Genomic DNA, 22,488 nt, shown 5'->3' on the forward strand with positions numbered 1-22,488 from the left:
CGGATCGGTCTGCGGACAGAACGGGGCGCGAAGCGTCCAAACAAAACGGAAAGGTGGCAGTCAAATGCGGGGTACGAGAAAATGGGGGATTTTGGTCGTTGCGCTGATTCTGGCGCTGATGGTGACGGCATGCGGAGGAAGCGGGTCGCAGACTACGGGCACGGACTCGCCCAACACGGGCGGCACGGCCGCGACGACGGATAACGGCACGACGGACGATCCGGCGGCGCAGCCGGCGGAAGACGAAGAACTGCTGCCGGAAGAAGGCGCGGTGCTCAAAGTCTGGGACAGCGGCGACCAGAAAGCGTTTATCGAAGACCGGGCGGCCGCTTTTAAAGAAAAATACAACGTGGAAGTCCAGTTCAGCGAAGTAGGCGCCGATAAAGCGATGGCCCAGATGGTGACGGACGGTCCGGCGGGTGTGGGCGCCGACGTATTCGCCGGCCTGCACGACCAGGTCGGTCAGGGCGCGTCGGCCGGCATCCTGATGCCGAACGACTGGTTCGAAGAAGAAACGCGCGCGGACAACAGCGAATTGGCCGTCAATGCGCTGACGTACGACGGCATCCTGTACGGCTATCCGAAGTCGGTCGAAACGACCGCCGTGTTCTACAATAAAGACCTGATCGACAGTGTTCCGGCCGATTGGGACGGCGTCAAAGAATTCTCCGGCACGTTTACCGACAAAGCCGCGAACAAGTACGCCATCATGTGGGAAGTCGCCAACGGCTACTACGCGTTCCCGTTCTTCGGAGGCTTCGGCTCGTACATCTTCGGCCAGGACGGCACCGACCCGACCGATATCGGTCTGAACAACGAGCAGGGCATCGAAGCGGCGGCGTTTATCCAGGGGCTGCATGATATTCTGCCGCTCAAGACGTCCGACATCAACGGCGACATCAAGAAATCGCTGTTCGCCGACAAGAAACTCGCCATGAACATCAGCGGCCCGTGGGATATCGCGTCGCTCAAGGAATCCACGCCGAACCTGGCGGTGGCGATGTATCCGAAGCTGCCAAACGGCAAAGACATGACTCCGTTCTCCGGCGTCAAAGCGTATTACGTCAGCGCGGACACCAAATACCCGAACGCCGCCAAGCTGTGGGCGAACTTCGCTTCGTCGGCGGAAAGCCAGCAGAAGAACTTCGAAATGACCGGCTCGCTGCCGTCCAACACCGAAGCCGCTTCGTCCGACGCGGTGAAGAACGATCCGCTGTCCAGCGTATTCCTGCAGCAGTTCGAGAAATCCGTGCCGATGCCGTCCATTCCGGCGATCGCGCAGTACTGGTCGCCGATGGAAGCCGCCATCTCCACGATCTGGAACGACGGCAAAGATCCGAAAGAAGCGATGGACAACATGGTCAAACAGATGAAGAGCAATATCACGACCGGACAATAACCATTTATAAGCATAACGCCGGCCGGCTTGAGACCACCGCGCGGACGCCTTGGGCGGACCGCCGGTGGTCTGCCGGATGTTCGGCGGGGAAAGGACGGACTATCCGATGAACCCATCCAAAACGGCCGATCTTCCGGAAGGAGGAAGCGGCGCCCGCGGCGGCGGACACGCGCGCTCGGCGGCCTGGCTGTCGGTGCTCTGCATGGGGCTCGGCCAGCTGTATAACCGGCAGTACGTCAAAGGCGCGCTGTTCCTGCTGGCGGAAGCGCTCGGCATTTATTTTATCGTTACGCGTTTGTCTGCCAACCTGGCGGGACTGATTACGCTCGGGGACACGCCGGCGCATCTGGAGAAAGTCGGCCGGTTGTACAAAAACGTGCCGGGCGACCACTCGATTTTTATGATGATTTACGGGCTTGTCGCATTTCTGTTTCTCGCGCTGTTCATCGCGTTCTACATCTTGAACGTACGCGACGCGTACACAGTGGGCCGGCTGCGCGAACAGGGCAATGCCGCGCCGACGGTCCGCGAAACGCTGCGCTATGCTTCGGACAAAGGTTTTCCTTATCTGATGCTGTCGCTGCCGACGGTCGGGGTGCTCTTTTTCACGGTGCTGCCGATCCTGTTCATGGTCCTGATCGCGTTCACCAACTATGCGGCGCCCGATCATATCCCGCCGAAGAATCTCGTCGACTGGGTCGGCTTCGCCACGTTCAAGAACCTGCTGACGCTCAAAGCGTGGAGCCATACGTTCTTCGGCGTGCTGACATGGACGGTCATCTGGGCGATTCTGGCGACGATCACCACATACTTCGGCGGCATCTTCGTCGCGCTCCTGATCGAGCAGCACGGCATCCGCTTCAAAGCGTTCTGGCGCACCGTGTTCATTATCCCGTATGCGATTCCGCAGTTTATCTCGCTGCTTGTGATGAAGAACCTGCTCAACGACCAGTTCGGGCCGATCAACCAGTATTTGCGCTGGATGGGACTCGGCGGGCTGCCGTGGCTGAACGATCCGTTCTGGGCCAAAGTCACCGTGCTGCTCGTCAATATGTGGATCGGCATTCCGGTGTCGATGATCCTCGTGCTCGGCGTGCTGACGTCGATCCCGAAAGACCTGTACGAAGCGGCCGATATCGACGGCGCGTCTTCATTCCGCAAATTCCGCGCGATCACGCTGCCGTTTGTCCTGTTCCAGACGACGCCGGTGCTGATTATGCAGTTCGCGGGCAATATCAACAACTTCAACGTGATCTACCTGCTGACGGGCGGCCAGCCGGCCAACGGCGAGTATTCGTTCGCGGGCAGCACCGACCTGCTCGTCACGTGGCTGTATAAGCTTACGCTCGACAACCAGCGCTACAACTTCGCGTCGGCGGTCGGCATTATTATTTTCATCATTATCGCTTCGTTCTCGATCTGGAATTACCGGAGAAGCCGGTCGTACAAAGAGGAGGATATGATCCAATGAAGAGCCGCAGAAGTCTCAAACTCACGCTCAGCTACATCCTGCTCGCTTTGATCGCGATCGCGTCCGTCTATCCGGCGATCTGGATCGTCATGTCTTCGCTCAAGGCCGGCGATTCGCTGTACAGCGAAACGTTTATCCCGCGGCAGCTGACGCTCGATCATTACAAAGACCTGTTTCTCAGCCACGCCGACAAAGACCTGCCTTACCTGAGCTGGTACTGGAACACGCTCAAGATCGCCGTTACCAGCATGGTGCTGGGCACGATCATCCAGGTGCTGACGGCGTACGCCATGTCGCGCTTCCGGTTCAAAGGCCGGCAGACCGCCATGACGACCGTGCTGATTCTCGGCATGTTCCCGGGCTTTATGAGCATGATCGCCATCTACCTGATGCTGCTCCAGCTCAACCTGCTCGATTCGCCGTGGGCGCTCGTGCTGGTGTATACGGCCGGGGCGGCGCTGGGAATGTTCGTGGCCAAAGGATTCTTCGACACCATCCCGCGCGCGCTGGAAGAATCGGCGCTGCTCGACGGGGCGGGTCACTGGAAGATCTTTACCGCGATTATCCTGCCGCTGTCGCGTCCGATCATCACGTATATCGCGCTGACGACGTTTACCGGCGCGTGGGTGGACTTCATCTTCGCCCGCCTCATCCTGCGCTCGCGCGAGAACTGGACGCTGGCGGTCGGGCTGTACGAGATGGTCAACACGTATTCGAGCACGGAGTTCACGCTGTTTGCGGCCGGCTCGGTACTGGTGGCGATCCCGATCACGATCCTGTACATGTTCCTCCAGCGCTTCCTGGTGCAGGGGCTGACGGCGGGGGCGACCAAAGGATGAGGAGGAGCGGCGGCGCTTGGAAAAAGGTTGGCGGGCGCGGCGCGCAGGCGGTTCGGCGGGAGTTTCGGCGCGCGCAGCGCACGGCGTCGGTCGGCACGGAGGCGCCGGGCGGCCGAGGCGGAGGGTCCGATCGGGAAGGCTTCGCGGCCTTCCAGCCGCTGCGCACCGCCAGGTCGCGGCGCTTCTCCGCGCTCGCGGCGGCGCTGCTGCTGGCTGCGCTTGCTGCGGGCTGTTCGGGAACTGCGCCGGATGGCGGTCGCGGCGCGGCCGGCGGCGAGAAGAGGACGGGGACGTCGGCGCCGGCCGATTCGGAAGCCGGCGGTACGGCGGGCGGCGGAGACGGTTCCGCTGCCGCTGCCGCACAGGCCGCGGGCGAATTGGACGAGCAGCCGGGGACGGTTTATTATGAAGTATTTGTGCGTTCATTTTATGACTCGGACGGAGACGGGATCGGGGATCTGAACGGGCTGACGGAGAAGCTGGATTATCTGAACGACGGAGATCCGTCGACGACGGACGATCTGGGCGTGGGCGGGATCTGGCTGATGCCGATTCTGGAGTCGCCGAGTTATCACGGCTACGACGTGACGGATTACGGGAAGGTCGATCCCGATTACGGCACGGAAGAAGATCTGCGCAGGCTGATCGACGAAGCGCACAAGCGCGGCATCGAGGTCATCATGGACCTGGTCGTCAATCATACGAGCAGCGAGCATCCGTGGTTCAAAGATGCCGCTTCCGGCAAAGAAGCGGAGCATCGCGACTGGTACGTCTGGGCGGAAGATCAAGGGAAAGAGCCCCAGGGCCAAAGCGCGGCGGGCAGCGGCAATCCGTGGCACGAGAAGAACGGCAGCCATTATATGGGCACGTTCTGGGACGGGATGCCGGATCTGAACTTCGACAATCCGGACGTGCGCGGCGCGATGATCCAGTCCGGACGGCACTGGCTGGATCTGGGCCTGGACGGCTTCCGGCTGGACGCCGCCAAGCATATTTACGAAGACTCGGTGTCCGACCGCAGTCCGGAAACGACGCGGAAGAACGTCGCGTGGTGGCAGGAGTTCCGCGCCGCGATGGAGCAGTCCAATCCGGGCGTGTATCTGGTCGGCGAGATCTGGGAGAATTCCCCGGCGGCCGTCGCGCCTTATTTAGATGAAGCGTTCGATTCCGGTTTCGACTTCGGCCTGGCCGAAGGACTGGTCGGCGCGGTCAAAAGCGGCCGCATCGGCAGCGTCCTCAGCCGTCTGCCGGATTATTACCGGCTGTTCGGCGAAGCGTCCGGCGGGAGCTTCGTCGACGCGATCTTCCTGACCAATCACGATCAGGACCGCGTGATGACGCAGCTCGGAGGCAGCGCCGAGCAGATGAAAACGGCCGCCGCCCTGCTGCTGACGCTGCCGGGCAATCCTTTCATCTATTACGGCGAAGAGATCGGCATGCTCGGCGCCAAGCCGGACGAGCAGATCCGCGAGCCGATGCTGTGGGATTCGCCCGGCGCGGATAAAGGGCAGACGAGCTGGGAACCGCTCGTCGCCAACGCGAGCGCCGCGGAGGAGAGCGGCAGCGACAAGACCGCCTCCGGCGGAACGCAGTCCGCGCAAGGCGAAAGCGGTTCTGCCGGAGGCGCAGGCGAAGCGGCCGGCAGCGGCCGGGGCGGAACTGGCGGCGGCGCAAGCGGCGCGCCGGGCCCGGCATCCACGCCGGGCGCCGCCACCGTCGCCGCCCAGACCGGCGACCCGGATTCGCTGCTGTCGCGCTACCGGACGCTGATTGCGTGGCGCGGCGAACTGCCCGCGCTGCAAAGCGGCGCGCTCGAAGCGTACGATCCCGGCGACGACCGCGCCGCCGCTTTCGTCCGCGAAGCGGCCGGGCAGCGCCTGCTGGTGCTGCACAATCTTTCCGGCGAGCCGCTGACGCTGGCGATCGCCGAAGCGCAGGGCGGTTCGGCTTCCGCGGAGCCGCCCGAATCCGGAAGCGGAGAAGCATCCGCTTCCGCGGCGGACGAGTCCGCCGAATTCGGCCGTCTGCTGAAGACGACCGACCCGGCCGCGAAGCTGGACGCGGCAAGCGGTACCCTTACGCTGCCGCCGCATGCTTCGGCGGTACTGGGGCGTTGACTTTGCGCGGGCCGACCTTTTACAATGAGTCGGCTCGGCTCGGCTCGGCTCGGCTCGGCTCGGCTCGGCTCGGCTCGGCTCGGCTCGGCTTTTGCATCCGACTGCTTCCGGGATTGCCCGCAGCTAACCAAAAAGGCCGCTACGCTGCTCTTTAAGCAATGTAGCGGCCGTTTTTTTGTTTTTATTTTGCTTACGTTGACGGAAAAGCAACCTGGAGCGTCGATTTGGTCTTTTTGCGCCTCGAAATCAGTTCTACGTTGCCTAATCGGCAACGAAGCTCCGCTAAAACTCAATTTTAGCGTTCCACGCTGCTTTTTCGGCAACGTAGCTGTTCGCCATACGCGGTAGCCGGCTTTTTTACATAAGCAAACCGGCTCTATTATCTTCTATTCTTCTTCAAAGCGCGCGGTTCCGGTCAATCTCCTTAATCCCAATCCGATCGTCAGGTCCTCGTTGTGATCACTTGCCGGGGACACTCCGAATGAGCGGACACGAACCGGGCTCGGCCCTGGGCTTTGGCCTGATAGAGGGCGGCGTCGGCTTTGCCGATCAGGTCGTGGGCGCTCATCGTTTCGCCGGGACTGAGCGTGAAGCCGCCGACGCTGATGGTGATATGCCGGGACACGCCCGAGTAATGATGCGGAATCGCCAGCGAGCGCACGCTTTCGATCAGGAGCTCGGCGATCTGCTGCGTTTCCAGCTCGCCGTGAATCGGCAGAATCACCGCGAATTCTTCGCCGCCGTAGCGGGCCGCGAAGCCGAAGTGCGCTTCCGCTTCCGATTCGAGCCTCATCGCGACGCTGCGCAGCACCATATCGCCGCCGAGATGACCGTAATGATCGTTGTACGCTTTGAAGTAGTCGATATCGATCATCAGCAGCGACAGCGACTCGTGTTCCCGCTGCGGCGCTTCGAGTTCCTGCGTAAGCGTTTCGTCGAATTTGCGCCGATTGGGAATACGGGTCAGACTGTCGCGGTCGGACAGCTCTTTGAGCTGTTCGTTCGCTTCTTCCAGCGCGCCCTGCGACTCTTCCAGCTCTTCGTGCTGCCGGGTCAAGCGCACGAACAGTTTATTCACCTCGCTGATGATCGCCAGCAGCACCACGATGGACGCAATCAGCGAATCGACCCGCGAGCCGTACCAGCCGAGCGTATAGCGCTGGCCGGCGGCCATGCTGAGCATAACGCCGAGGGTAAACGCCAGCGTTGCGACGCCGATCCAGATCCGCAGCACGCCGCGTCTTTTATTCGGCAGGACGGCGGCGATAAAAGCGGTCATATTGATGAGTCCGATCACCGGTCCGACGCCGGAAGTCATCAGCTTTTTATAATTGCCGCTCTCGATAATGATAGGCAGCAGATCGCGTCCCACCGTCGCAAAGACGAACAGCGCAGCCGCGGCCGCCAGCGTGATGCCGATCCCGATGAACAGCTCGCGCGGCAGGCGTTTGACGGGAACCGTCCGGCTCTGCGCCCGCATCGAGAAAACGAACAGCAGAATGCCGACCGGAAAACCGATGTTCCAGAAGCACCAGAGCCACGCCGACGACTGCAAGCCGGGCATAAACGGTCCGGACTTCGGAAGGGAGTCGGTGAGCGCAATCAAATAGAACAGGCTCATGATGCCGGTAAACAAATACGTGCAGGCCAGCAGCAGCAAAGGCCGGATGCGCGCCGCGCGAAACTGGTTGAACAGGATAAATGAAGTCAGGATGTCGCCGGACACGCCCCATGCGCTGAGCACGGGAAAAAAAGAAGCCAGCTGCGGAAGACGGGTATAGGCGAACGGCAGAATGCCGAACGTGAACAAGACAAGCAGCACGGACAGGGTCAAGGCAACGCGGCGCTGCCGAGGACTGATCTTGAAAAGCTGATCCTGAGTACCGTTATAAAATAAAATATTCAAAAAAGCCTTCCTTTCCCCGGGAAAAGATAAGCGGGTCGTTGGGATGCGAAGCCAGTGAACAGATGTTTCGATAATCATAACATTAGGTGTTTTTTGGAAAAAACGCAATGAGAAAAAGGGGGGATAAACGCCGTAGTACCCCGGATGAAAAAAACTGGATTCTATAGGAGGGGAGGCTGGCGGCTGCCTGACCCATATTGCCAACTCCCCCGCACGGCGTTACACTTGGGCTATACGGACGTGAAGCACACGCCGCTTCGATACTCAAGGTATCGGGGCGGCGTTTTTGCGTCGATAAGGGGGAGAAGAAGATGGCGGCGGATTTTGAGCGAATGTACGATGAATGGCTGCTGAAGCAGGCGGAGGGAGAAGGAAATCCTCGAAGAAAAGAACTGCTGGAGCGCGGGCCGGGGCACGGGACGGTGGAGTTTTTGCGGCAGATCTGGGTTCCGGCGATAGGGAATCTGGACGATCTGCATGCCGAGCTGGAGGTGCGCGATTACCACGGAGGCTGCCGTTATATCGATCTGGCTTACTGCCCGGGCGGCGCGAAAGGCGCGATCGAGATCCACGGTTATGCTTCGCACGCGCGCGACCTGGACACAAGACGGTTTAAAGATCTGTGCTGGCGGCACAGTCTGCTCGGACTCGAAGGCTGGACGCTGCTGCATGTGGCTTTCCTGTCGATTCGCGAAGAACCGGAGCGCTGCCGGCAGCTGGTACTGGCGTTCGTCGGCCGGTTTCTGTCGTATGCGGCGTCGGCGGAAGAACTGTCCTGGCTCGAAGAGGAAACGCTGCGCTACGCCCGCCGCCGGCTGGCTCCTTTTGGAGCGGGCGAGCTGGCCGGGCATCTGCGGGTGACGGATCGGCATGCGCGGACGGTTCTTCATACGCTCGCGCGTCGGGAACTGCTGGAGGTGGCGAGTGGCACGCAGCGGTATCGCACATACCGGATGAAGGGACGAGGGAAGGCTAACGGAACTCAGCGACCTTAATCGGCGGAAAATTGGCAAGTTGAAATTCTAACGGAACGAGGATGCGCTATTTCGGTAATTTCGTATGTTTTCGAGTAGGATTCATGCTATTAAGCGCGCTGAGTTCCGTTAGAAAAAAGAAGAGGGCAAAACGGGGGATTAGCGTCTCTGAGTTCCGTTAGAGGCAGAGGCCGAGTTTTTGATTCGCAAAAAGACCCCCCGAATTCGCCAAACGGCGTATTCGGGGGTCCTGTTTGCGTATGCGGTTTATTGGAGCAAAAAGCGCTCCGGGAGCAGCGGCTGCGCGGCTGGAGTACGGTTAGGACTGCGCCGCCTCTCTTTAGCGCTTTACTTCGCCTCTCAAGCGCTGCGCCCCGCCTCTCCCAAACGCCGCTTTACTCCGCCGCGGCTTCCGTCTCGACAACCGGGAACCAGCCCGGCATGCCGATAATCATGCCCCAGAGCTGATCGGGCACGACGAGGCGCTGCTGGTCGTCTTTGGTGAGGGTGACGGCGATGTCGGCTTCCTGGCCGGCTTCGACTTTTTCGACCCAGTCCGGCTCGACGATCAGCTCGCGGCCCAAGGCGACGATGGCGGCGCCCAGTTCCAGCGCTTCGATCGCCTGGTCCGGCGTGTGTACGGAGCCGACGCCGACGACCGGCGTGCCTTTGGCGGCTTCGACGATCTGCTCCAGGCGCGTGCGGTTCAGGTCGCCGCCGCGGCGCGGCTTGGACGCATATTCCATCAGCGACACGTGCAGATAGCTCAGGTTTTTGCCGGCAAGCGCGTCCAGCAGCGTGACCGTGTGGTCCATCGTGATGCCTTCTTCGTGCGGTTCTTCCGGCGAGAAGCGGTAGCCGACGATAAACGGTTCTTTGGTCTTCGCGGCGGCTGCGCGCTGTACTTCGTCGACGACGGCCAGCGGGAACGCCAGGCGTTTCTCGACGCTGCCGCCCCATTTGTCTTCGCGGCGGTTGGACCAGCCGGAGAAGAACTGCTGGATCAGGTAGCCGTTTGCGCCGTGGATCTCCACGCCGTCGAAGCCGGCTTCGATCGCCAGTTCGGTCGCGCGGCCGAAGTCCGACACGATCGAATCGATCTCGCCCGCGGACAGCTCGCGCGCTTGCGAACCGTCCTGCAGTTCGATCGCGCTCGCGCCCACTACGTCTTCGTTCGGCACGATGGCACGGGGGCCCTGGATGCCGGCGTGGAAGATTTGCAGCACGGCTTTGGCTCCGCCTTTTTTCAGCGAGGCCGCAAGTTTGCTCAGACCGTCCAGATTCTCTGCGCCGAAAGCGGCGAACTGGTTCTTAAAGCCGATTCCGCCCGGCGTTACGTGAGCGACGGCGGTAATCGCCAGTCCCAGCTTGCCGGTGCGGCGTTCGTAGTAGCTCAATTCAGCGTCGGAAACGCTCAGGTCCGGGTTGGAAGAAGAGTGCGTCATCGGAGCGATTGCGATTCGGTTCTGCAAAGTGATGCCGTCGTTCAGCTGTACCTTTTCGAACAGACGGGCGTATTTCGGATTGGTGGTCATATGGAAAGTTCCTCCTCGGAAAATGAGCTGCAAAAAACTTATTAAAAACGCATAGATATATTATAGTAAGTAAGAGCGGCATTATCAACCTGACATGATCGCCGGATTGCGGAGGTCGGGCGAAAAAGTTTTGAATTTTTTTCTGTCCGGCTTTTGGGTTGGCGGGAAGCGGAAGACTCGACGAGAAGAAGAGAAAGATCGAAGAGAACGCTTACCTTTTCCAGGAGAAACGCCTTTGAAGAAGAGTAAATCCTTTGAACGGAAGAATAGATCGTTCAGAGGCCGGATATCGGTTTGCGGAAATCGAAAAAAGCGTCGTTCAGCCGGGATATCGTTTTCGGTTAAAGGAAAAGAACGATTGTCGAAGGTTTCTTCGGGAGCGCGTCTGATTTTTGGATGAATGAAGGATAAGGATTTAAAAGAAAACACAAATAAGCGGTCAAAAATAGACTTCCAACGTTCAAGATTCGGTTTATATTTTTCCCAGCGTTTATCCACGTTACACGTTGTGTTATATAACAAGGGAGAGGGCGTTAGAATAACCCCCGTTTATCCCGCTTATCAAAATTTTCTATAAGGAAGCATAGTCAATAGCTCACAGCTCATGTAAAATGGAGAGAAAAATTCAAAAGCCGCGGAAAGCGACTGGAGGAAAGTTATGCGTATAAACAAAAAATTAACGGGGTTCATGGTTCTGCTGGTATTCCTCTTCTCGTTCGCGGGAAGTCTGGCGCCGGCACCCGTAAACGCCGCCGGATCGGGGAAGACTTACGTCATCGGAACCGACACGACGTTCGCGCCGTTCGAGTATCAGGATGCGAACGGCAGCTTCGTCGGCATCGACATGGATTTAATTCACGCCATTGCCGACAATCAGGGTTTTAAAGTCCAGATTCAATCGCTTGGCTTCAACGCGGCGCTTCAAGCGCTTCAGTCGGGCAACGTGGACGGCGTGATCGCCGGCATGAGCATTACGGACGAGCGCAAAAAGGTATTCGATTTCTCCGATTCGTATTTCGAAGCGGGCCCGATGATGGGCGTCGCGGCGAATAACTATACGATCGAGAGCTACGAAGACCTGCGCGGCCAGCGCGTTGCCGTCAAAGCGGGCACGGAAGGCGCAACTTTCGCCGAATCGATCCGCGGCAAGTACGGTTTTGCGCTCGTTACGTTCGACGACTCCTCGCAGCTGGTCGACGAAGTGAAAGCCGGCGGCTCGGCCGCGCTGTTCGAAGATTACCCGGTACTCGCCTACGGCATTCAGCAGGGCAACGGGATCAAGACCGTCACGGACAAGGAAAAAGGCGGTTCGTACGGATTCGCGGTCAACAAAGGCCGGAATCCGGAGCTGATGCAAATGTTCAATCAGGGGCTGGCCGAGCTGAAAAGCAGCGGTCAGTATGACGAGATCATCGCCAAATATCTGGGTTCGGCCGATGCGGCATCGGGCGCGGATATCGACGGCGAGCAAGCCGCTCCGCAGGCCAACCGCCTGGAGCTGATCTGGCAGTCCATGCCCGCCTTCATGAAAGGTCTCGGCAATACGCTGCTGTACACGATCGTCTCGCTGGTCTTCGCTTTTATTCTGGGCCTGATCTTCGGTTCGATGAAAGTCAGCCACAATAAAGTACTGCGCGGTATCGCAACGGTATTCGTCGATATTTTCCGCGGCATTCCGCTGCTGATTCTGGCTTTCTTTATCTACTTTGCCATTCCGCAGGCTTTCGGTTTCAAAATGGAGATCTGGCAGGCTTCCGTCCTGACATTGACCTTGAACGCCGGCGCTTACGTTACGGAGATTATCCGCGGCGGCATCCAGTCGATCGACAAAGGGCAGATGGAAGCGGCGCGTTCGCTCGGCGTTCCTTATGCAAACACGATGCGCAAGATCGTTCTGCCGCAGGCGATCAAAGTGATGGTGCCTTCGTTTATCAACCAGATGGTGATTACGCTCAAAGATACGTCGATTCTGTCGATTATCGGTCTGGTCGAGCTGGCGCAGTCGGGCAAACTGGTTATCGCGCGGACGTATCAGACGTTCGACGTGTATCTGACCATCGCCGTCATGTACCTGATCGTCATCACGATTCTGACCAAGATCGCCGATCGTCTCGAAAGGAGAATAAGCCGTGGATAAAGTCAAAGTCGTCGGCCTGAAAAAAAGTTACGGCAGCAACGAGGTGCTCAAAGGCATCGATATGGAAGTGATGGAAGGCGAAGTGGTATGCGTAATCGGGCCTTCCGGTTCGGGCAAAAGCACATTCCTGCGCTGTCTCAATCTGCTTGAAGAAATCAGCGGAGGACAAGTGATCGTGGACGATTACGACCTCAGCGACAAGAAAGCGGACATCAACAAAATTCGCGAAAATATCGGGATGGTGTTCCAGAACTTCAACCTGTTCCCTCACAAGACGGTGCTTCAGAATATCACGTTCGCGCCGATCGAGCTGAAAAAGCAAACCAAAGCCGAAGCGGACAAGCAGGCGATGGCGCTGCTCGAACGCGTCGGCCTGGTCGACAAAGCGAACGCCTACCCGGCGTCGCTGTCGGGCGGACAGAAGCAGCGCGTGGCGATCGCCCGCGCGCTGGCGATGAATCCCGACGTGATGCTGTTCGACGAGCCGACCTCCGCGCTCGACCCGGAGATGGTCGGCGAAGTGCTCGGCGTCATGCAGGATCTGGCGCGCGAAGGCATGACGATGATTATTGTCACGCACGAGATGGGCTTCGCCCGCGAAGTCGGCAGCCGGGTGATCTTTATGGACGGCGGCTATATCGTGGAAGAAGGCACGCCGGAGCAGGTGTTCGGGAATCCGAAGCACGAGCGGACGATCAGCTTTTTGGAAAAGGTCTTGTAAAAGCAGTAAACAAAGACGGCGCCGCATTGTGCGGGCCGTCTTTTGGCGTACGCGGAAAGGAAAGCGGGGCGAATCGTGGAACGCAATTATCTTCCGGCGGGAGCGGAAGACGAGGGCGTGCCGGAAGAAGCCGGGGAGTCGGCGGCGGCCGGCGCGGAGTTTGTCAGAGCCCGTCTGCGTTTGACTTCCCACAGCGTCAGGCAGACGCCGTACACGGCCGGGATCATGGGGAACAGCGCGGTCCACATGCCCGAAAAGTATTCATAGCCGCCGCCCTAGGCGATCGGGAAGATCAGGTAATGCGTCGGCTCGCCAATCAGCATGCCGAAGAATACGAACCAGGCGAGATAATAGCCGACCGGATTGCGGTAATATAGACCGACGGCGCCGGCGATCCAGACGACCGGGCCGAGCAGGGCGATCAGCAGGGCGAAATCTCGCGTCGACCAAACCGAGCCGAAGATCGAATTGATGCCGCCGGGAAAGTCGGTGATAAACTCTTCGGTGATATGCAGAAAAAACAAGGCCAGCGTCAGCAGGTAAACGGGCAGCAGCCGCGAGGTATCCACTGGAGTGCGGAAAGTCGTTTTGAGCCAGAGGACCATGCCGCCAGCCATCGAGCCGCAGACGATCAGCATCGGCCGCAGCCCGGCCTGGGCGTAGAACAGAATCGCGTACACCGCGATAAACAGCGCGACGCCGACCGCGTAGCGTTTGCGCGGATCAGTCATGACGATCTCCTCCTTTGCGGAAAAGTCTCGAAGCGGGACTCATCAGCCGCAGCAGCCCGTACAATCCGATCAGCAGCGGAATCCAGGCCAGAGCCTGTCCGGGAATATAGACATACCGTCCGGACGCAAACAGCGGATACAGGTAATGGGCCAGGCTTTGCAGTACGGCCCAGATGCAGACCAGCCAGGCCGCCCACGCGCCGAGCGGGTGCCGGACAGACAGAGCGGACGCGCCGAGCATGAACAGCGCCGCCGCGCCGATCGAATACACCGCGAAGCCGGAGACGGAGAACCAGGTTCCGGTTCCCGCGCCGCGAAAAGCGAATTCTTCCGCATGCTGAACCAGCAGACTCATCGCAAGCAGCAGATAAAGCGCTATAAAAGCGGCCGGCACGCGTATGCGCTTCGTTTCGGCGGCCTGCCAGCCGATGACGGCCAGCAGACCCGCCGAGCCGACCAGCGCCGCGGAAGGAAGGCCGGCAAATTCGTAAACCGCCACAGCGCCGGTGACGACCAGGCAAAGCGCGAAGGTCAGCCAGGTCAGCCTGCGCGCCAGGGTCAGGGTATCCGCGCCGCCGGCCGTTTGCGCGCCGCTCGGCGGTTCGATTTGTTCGGCTGATGTCGTTCCCGGAATCGTACTCACGGGTAATCGTCTCCTTTCGGTTCCGCCGCTCCGCTCAGGTTGTCGAATATCCTGCGCAGCGTGCGTACGGTCGTGTCCAGATCTTCCTGCGGAATATCCGCCGAACCGGCCGCGATCACCGCCGCGACAAGCGGCAGCAGCGCCGGTCTGAGCGAACGTCCTTCTTCCGTCAAATACACCCGGAAATTGCGCCGGTCGTTCTCGTCGGTTCTTTTCTCGATCCAGCCGCGCATGATTAGGCCGCCGAGCAGGCGGGTCACGCGGGTCTTGTCTTTGAGCGTCTGCTCGACGATCTCCGACTGGAACATGCCGTCCCTGGCCCACAATCGGGCGAGGATGACGAATTCTTCGGTCGACATCTCGTAACCGGCGGAACGGAACATGGCGGTCAGCCGCATGCGCATCACGATCGCCGCCCGGTTCAGGACGAATCCCAGCGCCTGTTCGATATCGAACAAACCGAAATCCGCAGCCGTTTCGTCGGGCGAAGAATCCGGCGTGTCCGGCCGATTTTTATTCATAAGCTTTCACTCTCCTTTGAACGATAAAATGCGGTCTGAAGCGGGCAATAAGCAATAATAGTTGCTGTTTGTAACCAACATAAACCTAATGGTTGCGGATTGCAACTATTTTTTGGCATAAAAAAAACTTCCTCCGAAAGAAAAACCGATCGGAGGAAGGCGAAAAAGAAAAACGACGAAACGCACCGGGTATTCCGCAGGCGTTTCTCAGGTAATGCGCCCGTCCAGCCGCGCTTTGCGGCGCAGCCGGCGGTACAGGAAGCGGATCGTGTCCATCACCCAGTCGGGCAGCGGGACGGGGCGGCGGGGCATAAGCGGGCGATACAGCCGGTAGTAGGCTTTTTTGAAGTCCGCCCACATCACGCACGGGCCGTCCTGGAGAAAGTCCGAAATATCCACCACCAGGCCGCGTCCGTCTTTGAGCATGACATTTTTGCCGTGGACGTCTTTCGGGTTGAGGCCGCGGGAACGGGCGTACTCCAGCGCGTCGTCGATGTCCCGCACGGCCTGCAGCGGAATGCGCGTACCGTCGCGGAAGCAGTTATAAAAGGTCTTGCCTTCGAGTTTCTTGAGCAGCAGATAGTCGTGTTCGCCCAGTATGCCCGCCGCGTACATTACCGAATAGGCGGGATGCGGGCCGAGTTTCTCGTAGACGCCGCATTCTTCCGCCCAGCCCGGACGGCCCGGAGCGTAGACCTTGACGACTTTGCCGGGCAGGGCGCCGTGTTCGAACACGGCGGCGTAGTTGCCCGTTCCGAGTGCAGTCCAGCCTTCCGGAACCCGAGCGACCACGACCGGATTGAATGGATCGACGCTTTCCAGCTTCAGCTCCGGCAGCAGTGTATCTTCGATCAAACGAATAGACGGTTCTTGTTCGCCGCTTTCGATCATGTCGTTCACTCCTCGGAGGATATGGGCGATTGGACTTTTTCGAGCTTGCTCCTATCATAGTCCGGGCGTGAACGCGAAGCAACTTCGCTCTGGGCGAATAGATTTTTGCGGAAGCGTTTGGTAAATTAGAGGATACACCGACTTTGAAAAGGAGGCGTTTTCATGAATGAACGAAACATCAGGTTAAGACGTCTGCAGGAGCAGGAAACGCCGGAAATCGCAGAAATGATCCGTGAAATGGGACCGGGGGAAAACGGGTTCGTCAACGGACTGTACAGCGAAACGGAACAGGGATACGCGCAGAAGCTGCGGGAAAACGCGCAGATTGCCGAAGGCGACAATCTTCCTCCGGGCTTGGTGCGGCAGCGGATCTACTGGCTGTACGACGGCGACGTTCCGGTCGGTTACGGCAAGCTGCGCTTCGAACTGACGGAGGCGCTGCGCGAGCACGGCGGACATATCGGATACGCGATCCGTCCTTCGCAGCGGGGCAAAGGATACGGGGTCGATATGCTGCGCAGCCTGCTCGGCGAGGCGCGGAATATCGGACTGGATCGTGTGCTGCTGACGTGCGACGCGGGCAACGCGGCTTCGCGCCGGATTATCGAACGCTGCGGCGGCGAACCGGACGAACGGCCGGGCGATTCCTGCAAATACTGGATCGAATTATAAAGCCTTAACATAACGGATTACTATATGACATACGACTAGGGGACTCTGCAATGGACATCGGCAAAGTGGAAATCAGACGCGCCAAAGGCGGGGACCGCAAAACGTTTGAAAAGCTGTGGCAGCTGTATCTGTACGATTTCAGCGAGTTCACGGATATGGATGTGCGCCCCGACGGGACATATCCGCAGTTTCCGGAGTTCGAATTATATTGGAAAAAGTGGGGCGGCGACGCGGCGTACTTTATTCTGGCCGAGGGCCGGATCGCCGGTTTCGCCATGGTGCACGAATTCTGGGACAACGAAGCGGCATATCTGTCGCAGTTCTTCGTCATGCGCAAATATCGCCGCCGCGGCGTGGGATCGAAAGCCGCGAGGCTGGTATTCGAAACGAAAACCGGCCGCTGGGGCCTGCACCAGCTGGCGAATAATCTCCCGGCGCAGCGGTTCTGGGACCGGATTATCTTCGATCTGACCGGAACGCTGCCGCTGATCGAGAAGATGGAGGAAGGACGCCGGTTTCAGCTGTTCGAGATGAAATAAAAGTCGAATGGGACGGGGCGTCAAAATGCAAACACGGCTGCGGCTCGTTGCACTTCCGACAGCATGAATTACGATTCCGGCTCCGCCCGTCCGTTCAGTCTGTCCCAGATCTGCTGCGTCACGGGCGGCTGGTATTCCTGCGGATACAGTTTGACCGTGATTGCCAGCGTGATCGCGATCGCGACAATCCAGACGATTCGAGTGGACCGTCGTCCCAGCTTCTGCGCGATCATAAACGCGAGCAGGATGACAACCAGATTGAGCAGATAAGTAAGCGGAATCGTCAGAATTCGGCCAAGACCGGTATTGGGAAACCACTGAACCAGGGCGATCAGCATCAGCGAAGTCGGGCCGAGAGCGAGCATCAGCTTGATAAAAAAGTACGGGGGTCTATCCGGTGGATTGGTGTCGATTTGAACGCTCATAACAGAGTCCTCCTACTGATTAATTCGAGCAGGCTGCCCGGCAAATTCCTCGTTCTATTTTGAATTACCCGCTTTACGGACGCCGATACGCAGCAAAAAAGCCTCCAGTCCACTTCGTAAGTGGACTGGAGGCTGTTCGTCCAGCGCGTCTCCTGCGCTTACTCCGCCCGCAGCACCGCGTAGCCGTGCGCCGGCAGTTCGATCGCCAGGCGGCCGCTGGCGGCGTGCAGCGATTCGCTCCGATCGGAACCGCCGGCGCTCTGCGCCGCTTCGCCGGTCGTCGCGACTTCGCCTTGAAGCGCGCGGCCGGCGGATTGCCCGCCTTCGCCGCTCCGCGCTTTGATCTCGCCGGCTCCGCCCGCGATCAGCACGGTCCACGATCCGTCTTCTTCGACTTCGATCGTCCGCGCTTCGTCGGATACGTTCAGCGCGACGACAAACTTGCCGTCGTCGTCGGAGCGGCGGTACGCAAGCGTCCGTCCGCCTTCTTCGGCCAGCAGGATATCGAAGCGGCCGGTGCGCAGCGCGCCGTGCTCAAGGCGCAGGGCGATCATTTTTTTGTAGAAATCGCGCAGGTCCAGATCCTGCTTCGACTCGTCCCACTCCATGCACTTGCGGCATTCCGGGTCGGCTCCGCCGTCGAGTCCGATCTCGTCGCCGTAGTAGACGCACGGCGTGCCGGGATACGTCATCTGGATGGCGACGGCAAGCTTGAGCTTGTTTTTATCGCCGTCCGCCACGGTCAGCATCCGCTCCGTATCGTGGCTGTCCAGCAGGTTGAACGCGGCCTGGCTGACCGGCAGCGGATAGCGCGCGAGCTGCTTGGACAGGGAGTAGGAGAATTTGCGCGCGTCCGTTTTGCCGAGCGCCACGAAGTCCCGCACCGCGTACGTAAACGGATAGTTCATCGCGGAATCGAACTGGTCGCCCTGCAGCCACGGCGTCGCTTCGTGCCACAGCTCGCCCACGATATAGGCGTCGGGCTTGGCCGTCTTGACAGCGGTGCGGAATTCGCGCCAGAAGCGGTGATCCACTTCGTCCGCCACGTCCAGCCGCCAGCCGTCGAAGCCGATCTCGCCGATCCAGTAATGCGCCGCTTCGAGCAGGTACTTTTTGACCTCGGGATTCCCGGTGTTGAACTTCGGCATATTCGGCTCGAAACTGAACGTTTCGTACGTCGGGATGCCGTCTTTTACGTCAACCGGGAATTCGCGGACATGGAACCAGTCGGCGTAGGCGGAGTCCGAGCCGTTTTCCTTGACGTCGACGAACGGCTTGAACGTCCGGCCGGAGTGGTTGAACACGGCGTCCAGCACGACGCGAATACCGCGTCCGTGGCATTCTTCGATCAGGCGTTTGAGCGTGTCGATATCGCCGAAATGCGGATCGAGCTGCAAATAATCTTCCGTGTCGTATTTGTGGTTGCTCGGCGCTTTGAAGATCGGGGTGAAGTAGAGCGCGTTGACGCCCAGGTCGGTCAGGTAATCGAGGTGCTGGCGCACGCCTTCCAGATCCCCGCCGAAAAAGTTGTCCGTCTCCGGCTTGCCGCCCCACGGCTGCACGTTCTCCGGATCGGTCGACGGATCGCCGTTGGCGAAGCGCTCGGGAAAGATCTGGTAGAACACGGCGTTCTTCGCCCAGTCCGGCGTTTGCAGCACGTCTTCCGGATTGATATAGGCGATCTCGTAGAAGTCGTCCGAATTGGTGCGCTCCTCGAAATGGAAACCGTCTTCGTTCATCCATACCTGCTCGCTGCCGCTTTCCAGCTTGAAGCCGTATTTCAGCCTCCGGTACGGCGGCTTGATATCGCATTCCCAGTAATCGAACAGCGCGTCGGACGCAAAAATGCGCATCGGCGTTTCGCCGCGCGTGCGCTCCCACGCGTATTTGTCTCCGCCAACCACGTACACGCGCTCCACATCGTCTTTTTTCGTGCGGATACGCAGTTGAATCGTTTCGTTGTCGATCGTGTAAGCCCAGTTCATCTTCGGCCGGTGTTCTATCGCTTCAAGCAGCATGGGGGTCCCTCCAGGAATAGGTTTGATAGGAATTGCGGTAAACAGCGGCGCAAACGTTTTGTTCGACCGACACGATGGTATACCCACAAAAAAGTAAAGGAGAAACAATGCACTTCAGCGAATTTGAAGACGCGCTCTAAACTCAATAAAAGACTTTGAACTCGCTGTCGTTGAGAATTCGGTCCACTAGATCTTCAACGGAGAAGTTTCCAATGCCGGCTTCGATCATATTCCCGTCCACATAGTGAACTTTGATACGGCCTTGAGATACCTTTTGCATCAGCTCAATCATCCCGGTTCGCTCGGTCAGCAGTCCGCGGCGGTGCATCCGTCCAAGCAGGGTGGCAGTCGTCAGCTGATGCAGTTTTTCCCTGGCATAGTTGCGTTCAAATTGAGCCAGCGCATCGATAACCGGGGATCTGGCTTTTAGATCGTCGCTGAACAAGACAAATTTTCCGCGGTTAAGCTGGGAAAGAAAGATGGCGGCCAAAAGAATCAATTCTTCCGCCAGACTGTCGCCGCTGGTTTTGAGACTGCGCGCATGAGTAAAAAAAGGCTCAACCAGACAAGTTTGTCCATTTCCTTCTTTTAACAGGTCTATTTTACGGGGGAACGATTGAATGGCATAGTGGACAGCTCCTTTGTTTCGAGAAAGAGCTTTAATGCCGAAACCCAAAATCCGATTGGCTTCGCCCGCTTTGACGATCCGCAATTCCCTGACAATATCCCAGATCCATTCCTCGTCGAGCAGCAGCACGGGAAGACCGGAAGAATGAAGTTCTTGCAAATATCCCAACTGAGCAGCATGGATATGACCGACTCCGTTCATCAACTCCATCAAGACGGTCCGGGTGACGATAACAAGCGCCCGCTCTTCGTTCAAATAATCGATCACGCATTGGCGGTTATCGGAATTGGAATGGTGCAGGATCGAACAGGTGTCGTAAAAATAATAAGTGTTTCGCGTTAGAAACGCATCGACGACGTCGGCTTTGACATAAATCAGCAGGCTTTGCATATCGGAAAAATTAGAAGGGGTATGCGTGTAGACTTTAGTCATGGTTGAAGCGGATTTGTTCGTACAGGGTTTGGATCGTTTCCATAATCCGGGTATGGTTGTATGTCGACATGATCTCGTTTTGATTGAGCTTGTCCCCTTCTCTTGCCAGCAAACTCATCAATCTGCCAAAATCGTCGTTCATGGTCGGAAGCAGCGTTTCCCGGTTCAACCAGCATTCGTCGAACAGCGTGTAGATGCGCCTTGTATCGTATTCCAGCAGTTCTTTGGCTTGGTCCGCGCTTTCCCAAATCTTTAATTCGTACAAACGAAGCAAAACGGCGGCAAAAGGCGCTTCGAAGTAGTGCATGAGATGAGCGACCTGCTTATCCGCTTCCGGATAATGCGAACCGTAATGGTGGGCCATGGTGCGGAAGTCGGTTTCCGGCATAAGCAGACTGGCCGCGAACAAATTCGCTCTGCCTTCGTTCGCGTGATAAAGATAGTCCTGGTTGAGATGCACTTCCCGAACTTCGTTGATATGCTCGGGGGTTCCGTGCAGAACGTGGTAAATATCGTGGCAAAAAGCGAAGTTCATGCTGCAGCGGGGCTGACTGGAGTTTAGAAGCAGATATTGACCGTCCGGCGTTTTAAAAAAACAAGCTCCGAAATCCGGATCGCGCATAGGAATTTCGATCTTGAACACGCCCAGTTTTTCTCCGATTTCTTTCATGAGTTTGGGAATGTCTCCGTCCCAAATTTTACGTTCCTTGAATTCTTTCAGCGCGGCTTCGACTTCCGCTTCGTTTTGATGATTGCGTTGAATAATTTCCCGAAATCGCCGCCAGTCCATCTTATTCTCCTCCGTATTGAAGCCTGCTCAACTTCTTTTCCGCCCCGAGGATGGCATGAACATTCTCCAACAGTTCGAATACTTGATTGGCCAGCCGCTTTTTGTCCGCGTCCGGCGTCCCCATATAGAATCCGATCGCGTGCGGTTCCAGGTCGTCTTCGGAAGCGGGCGGTTGAAGCTCTACCGATTCGTTCAGGAAAAAGGCGATTTCTTTGTCCAGTGCGCGGGCCAGAGCTTTCATGTCGGTTTGGGTCGCATCCTGTTTGCCGTTAATCAAGCGTGAAAATTTATTGGTATCCATTCCGGCAAGACGGGCGATCGCAGCATGTTTAAACCGGTAATGATGTAGGTACACTTTCACATTTTGCATAAACGTCATATTTCTCAACTCCTTAAAGTGTATCATGAAATGATACAAATATTACTTTAATAGATTTTATCATGAATGATATTCCGATTTAAAGTTATTCCAGATTTTTTGTATTATTTTTTGAGTTTTTTTGTATGGATACCGAAACAAAAAGAAAAAGCCGCTCCTTTCGGAGACAGCTTCAAAGATTGAATAATCGCTGTGCTACAGCGGCATCAAATCGCGGTTCTTGGCCGACTTGCGGCACTCTTTGCATACGCCGACCAGGCGGCCGTAATCGTTCATATAGAAGCCGAGCTTATCGGTCTTCTTCTGGCATGACGAGCAGGTCTGCGGGCTTGCTCCGGCGGACTTGGGCACGAATCGCCGGATCTCCGCGCCGGCTGCCGGCACGGCGGTCCGCTTGGCGGTTACGCCGGCGTCCGGCAGCGTACCGTTTCTCAGCGCTTCCTGGGCGCTGCGCAGCTTGCGGCGGCGGACCGCGGCGAGATCCACGACGTTGCCGGCGCTGCGCCGGCGTCCGAACCGGCTGACATACAGAAACGCGGCGGCGCCGGCAAGCACGGCCGCTCCCAGCAGAAACAATATGGCGATAGGCATCATAAACGCTCCCCTCATCGGATGTTGGACGATCGATTATTTGAATGGACGAGACGTCGAATAATAAGAGATGTGTGAAAAACGTAAACCTTATTACCCTTTAGCAGGGCCGGAAGAAACGGGACTTTT

Annotated in this window: 23 protein-coding genes; 10 read left to right on the forward strand and 13 right to left on the reverse strand. The window is 58.0% G+C overall.

The features are described 5' to 3' along the window. Nucleotides 1–64 precede the first annotated feature (64 nt). The 4 genes from QWJ34_RS16330 (at nucleotide 65) to QWJ34_RS16345 (ending at nucleotide 5,826) form a co-directional block, all read left to right on the forward strand. The gene (locus QWJ34_RS16330; protein ID WP_302729429.1) at nucleotides 65–1,399 is read left to right on the forward strand and encodes a sugar ABC transporter substrate-binding protein; all 1,335 of its coding nucleotides are present in this window, start codon (nucleotides 65–67) and stop codon (nucleotides 1,397–1,399) included. A 106-nt stretch (nucleotides 1,400–1,505) separates the two neighbouring features. Beyond that, on the forward strand, nucleotides 1,506–2,870 hold the full coding sequence (locus QWJ34_RS16335) for a sugar ABC transporter permease (protein WP_483314280.1): 1,365 nt from the start codon (nucleotides 1,506–1,508) through the stop codon (nucleotides 2,868–2,870). After that, nucleotides 2,867–3,709 (forward strand): sugar ABC transporter permease, encoded by an 843-nt coding sequence (locus QWJ34_RS16340; RefSeq protein ID WP_302729431.1) that lies wholly within the window; start codon nucleotides 2,867–2,869, stop codon nucleotides 3,707–3,709. Before QWJ34_RS16335 ends, QWJ34_RS16340 begins: the two co-directional genes overlap by 4 nt. Beyond that, nucleotides 3,706–5,826, forward strand: coding sequence for an alpha-amylase family glycosyl hydrolase (locus tag QWJ34_RS16345; protein WP_302729433.1), 2,121 nt, complete (start codon nucleotides 3,706–3,708; stop codon nucleotides 5,824–5,826). The genes QWJ34_RS16340 and QWJ34_RS16345 overlap by 4 nt, the downstream gene beginning before the upstream one ends. A gap of 442 nt (nucleotides 5,827–6,268) precedes the next feature. On the opposite strand, the gene QWJ34_RS16350 is transcribed toward QWJ34_RS16345, so the two are convergent. Then, nucleotides 6,269–7,732 (reverse strand): sensor domain-containing diguanylate cyclase, encoded by a 1,464-nt coding sequence (locus tag QWJ34_RS16350; protein ID WP_302729434.1) that lies wholly within the window; start codon nucleotides 7,730–7,732, stop codon nucleotides 6,269–6,271. Nucleotides 7,733–8,043: 311 nt separating this feature from the next. Here QWJ34_RS16350 and QWJ34_RS16355 point away from each other — a divergent pair, with 311 nt between their 5' ends. Beyond that, complete coding sequence (locus QWJ34_RS16355) at nucleotides 8,044–8,727, forward strand: transcriptional regulator (RefSeq protein ID WP_302729436.1); 684 nt, start codon at nucleotides 8,044–8,046, stop codon at nucleotides 8,725–8,727. A gap of 374 nt (nucleotides 8,728–9,101) precedes the next feature. Here the strand turns inward: QWJ34_RS16355 and QWJ34_RS16360 are convergent, their stop codons facing one another. Together QWJ34_RS16360 and QWJ34_RS16365 are read right to left on the reverse strand one after the other, a co-directional pair. After that, nucleotides 9,102–10,241 (reverse strand): NADH-dependent flavin oxidoreductase, encoded by a 1,140-nt coding sequence (locus tag QWJ34_RS16360; protein WP_302729438.1) that lies wholly within the window; start codon nucleotides 10,239–10,241, stop codon nucleotides 9,102–9,104. A gap of 84 nt (nucleotides 10,242–10,325) precedes the next feature. Beyond that, nucleotides 10,326–10,739 carry a hypothetical protein gene (locus QWJ34_RS16365; RefSeq protein ID WP_302729440.1) on the reverse strand — a complete coding sequence of 138 codons (414 nt, stop codon included), beginning with the start codon at nucleotides 10,737–10,739 and terminating at the stop codon, nucleotides 10,326–10,328. 160 nt (nucleotides 10,740–10,899) lie between these two features. Here QWJ34_RS16365 and QWJ34_RS16370 point away from each other — a divergent pair, with 160 nt between their 5' ends. From QWJ34_RS16370 to QWJ34_RS16380, 3 genes are all read left to right on the forward strand, one after another. Next, on the forward strand, nucleotides 10,900–12,378 hold the full coding sequence (locus tag QWJ34_RS16370; RefSeq protein WP_483314281.1) for an amino acid ABC transporter substrate-binding protein/permease: 1,479 nt from the start codon (nucleotides 10,900–10,902) through the stop codon (nucleotides 12,376–12,378). Continuing rightward, a complete protein-coding gene (locus QWJ34_RS16375; protein WP_302729441.1) occupies nucleotides 12,371–13,099 on the forward strand; it encodes an amino acid ABC transporter ATP-binding protein in 729 nt (242 codons plus the stop codon). Before QWJ34_RS16370 ends, QWJ34_RS16375 begins: the two co-directional genes overlap by 8 nt. Before the next feature lie 75 nt (nucleotides 13,100–13,174). Continuing rightward, on the forward strand, nucleotides 13,175–13,366 hold the full coding sequence (locus QWJ34_RS16380) for a hypothetical protein (RefSeq protein WP_302729442.1): 192 nt from the start codon (nucleotides 13,175–13,177) through the stop codon (nucleotides 13,364–13,366). Between the two features lie 8 nt (nucleotides 13,367–13,374). Here the strand turns inward: QWJ34_RS16380 and QWJ34_RS16385 are convergent, their stop codons facing one another. The 4 genes from QWJ34_RS16385 to QWJ34_RS16400 form a co-directional block, all read right to left on the reverse strand. After that, entirely contained in the window at nucleotides 13,375–13,830 is a 456-nt protein-coding gene (locus QWJ34_RS16385; protein WP_302729443.1) for a hypothetical protein, read from the reverse strand. Continuing rightward, entirely contained in the window at nucleotides 13,823–14,473 is a 651-nt protein-coding gene (locus QWJ34_RS16390) for a hypothetical protein (RefSeq protein WP_302729444.1), read from the reverse strand. The genes QWJ34_RS16385 and QWJ34_RS16390 overlap by 8 nt, the downstream gene beginning before the upstream one ends. After that, on the reverse strand, nucleotides 14,470–14,994 hold the full coding sequence (locus tag QWJ34_RS16395) for a MarR family winged helix-turn-helix transcriptional regulator (protein ID WP_302729445.1): 525 nt from the start codon (nucleotides 14,992–14,994) through the stop codon (nucleotides 14,470–14,472). The genes QWJ34_RS16390 and QWJ34_RS16395 overlap by 4 nt, the downstream gene beginning before the upstream one ends. A 207-nt stretch (nucleotides 14,995–15,201) precedes the next feature. Then, on the reverse strand, nucleotides 15,202–15,885 hold the full coding sequence (locus QWJ34_RS16400) for a serine/threonine protein kinase (protein WP_302729446.1): 684 nt from the start codon (nucleotides 15,883–15,885) through the stop codon (nucleotides 15,202–15,204). Between the two features lie 162 nt (nucleotides 15,886–16,047). On the opposite strand from QWJ34_RS16400, the gene QWJ34_RS16405 reads away from it, so the two are divergent. After that, complete coding sequence (locus QWJ34_RS16405; RefSeq protein ID WP_302729448.1) at nucleotides 16,048–16,557, forward strand: GNAT family N-acetyltransferase; 510 nt, start codon at nucleotides 16,048–16,050, stop codon at nucleotides 16,555–16,557. A 50-nt stretch (nucleotides 16,558–16,607) separates the two neighbouring features. Next, nucleotides 16,608–17,096 (forward strand): GNAT family N-acetyltransferase, encoded by a 489-nt coding sequence (locus tag QWJ34_RS16410; protein ID WP_302729450.1) that lies wholly within the window; start codon nucleotides 16,608–16,610, stop codon nucleotides 17,094–17,096. Nucleotides 17,097–17,164: 68 nt separating this feature from the next. Here the strand turns inward: QWJ34_RS16410 and QWJ34_RS16415 are convergent, their stop codons facing one another. From QWJ34_RS16415 to QWJ34_RS16440, 6 genes are all read right to left on the reverse strand, one after another. Beyond that, the gene (locus tag QWJ34_RS16415; protein WP_302729452.1) at nucleotides 17,165–17,521 is read right to left on the reverse strand and encodes a hypothetical protein; all 357 of its coding nucleotides are present in this window, start codon (nucleotides 17,519–17,521) and stop codon (nucleotides 17,165–17,167) included. Nucleotides 17,522–17,679: 158 nt separating this feature from the next. Continuing rightward, on the reverse strand, nucleotides 17,680–19,539 hold the full coding sequence (locus QWJ34_RS16420) for a glycoside hydrolase family 13 protein (RefSeq protein ID WP_302729453.1): 1,860 nt from the start codon (nucleotides 19,537–19,539) through the stop codon (nucleotides 17,680–17,682). Nucleotides 19,540–19,681: 142 nt separating this feature from the next. Next, complete coding sequence (locus QWJ34_RS16425) at nucleotides 19,682–20,599, reverse strand: hypothetical protein (protein WP_302729455.1); 918 nt, start codon at nucleotides 20,597–20,599, stop codon at nucleotides 19,682–19,684. After that, nucleotides 20,592–21,389: an ImmA/IrrE family metallo-endopeptidase gene (locus QWJ34_RS16430; protein ID WP_302729457.1), complete on the reverse strand. Its 798-nt coding sequence runs from the start codon at nucleotides 21,387–21,389 to the stop codon at nucleotides 20,592–20,594. The genes QWJ34_RS16425 and QWJ34_RS16430 overlap by 8 nt, the downstream gene beginning before the upstream one ends. A 1-nt stretch (nucleotide 21,390) precedes the next feature. Further along, nucleotides 21,391–21,768 carry a helix-turn-helix domain-containing protein gene (locus QWJ34_RS16435; RefSeq protein WP_302729459.1) on the reverse strand — a complete coding sequence of 126 codons (378 nt, stop codon included), beginning with the start codon at nucleotides 21,766–21,768 and terminating at the stop codon, nucleotides 21,391–21,393. Nucleotides 21,769–21,963: 195 nt separating this feature from the next. Beyond that, entirely contained in the window at nucleotides 21,964–22,359 is a 396-nt protein-coding gene (locus tag QWJ34_RS16440) for a hypothetical protein (protein WP_302729461.1), read from the reverse strand. Between the last annotated feature and the right edge of the window lie 129 nt (nucleotides 22,360–22,488).

The sequence above is a fragment of the Saccharibacillus sp. CPCC 101409 genome, from assembly GCF_030518235.1.
Classification (GTDB): Bacteria; Bacillota; Bacilli; order Paenibacillales; family Paenibacillaceae; genus Saccharibacillus.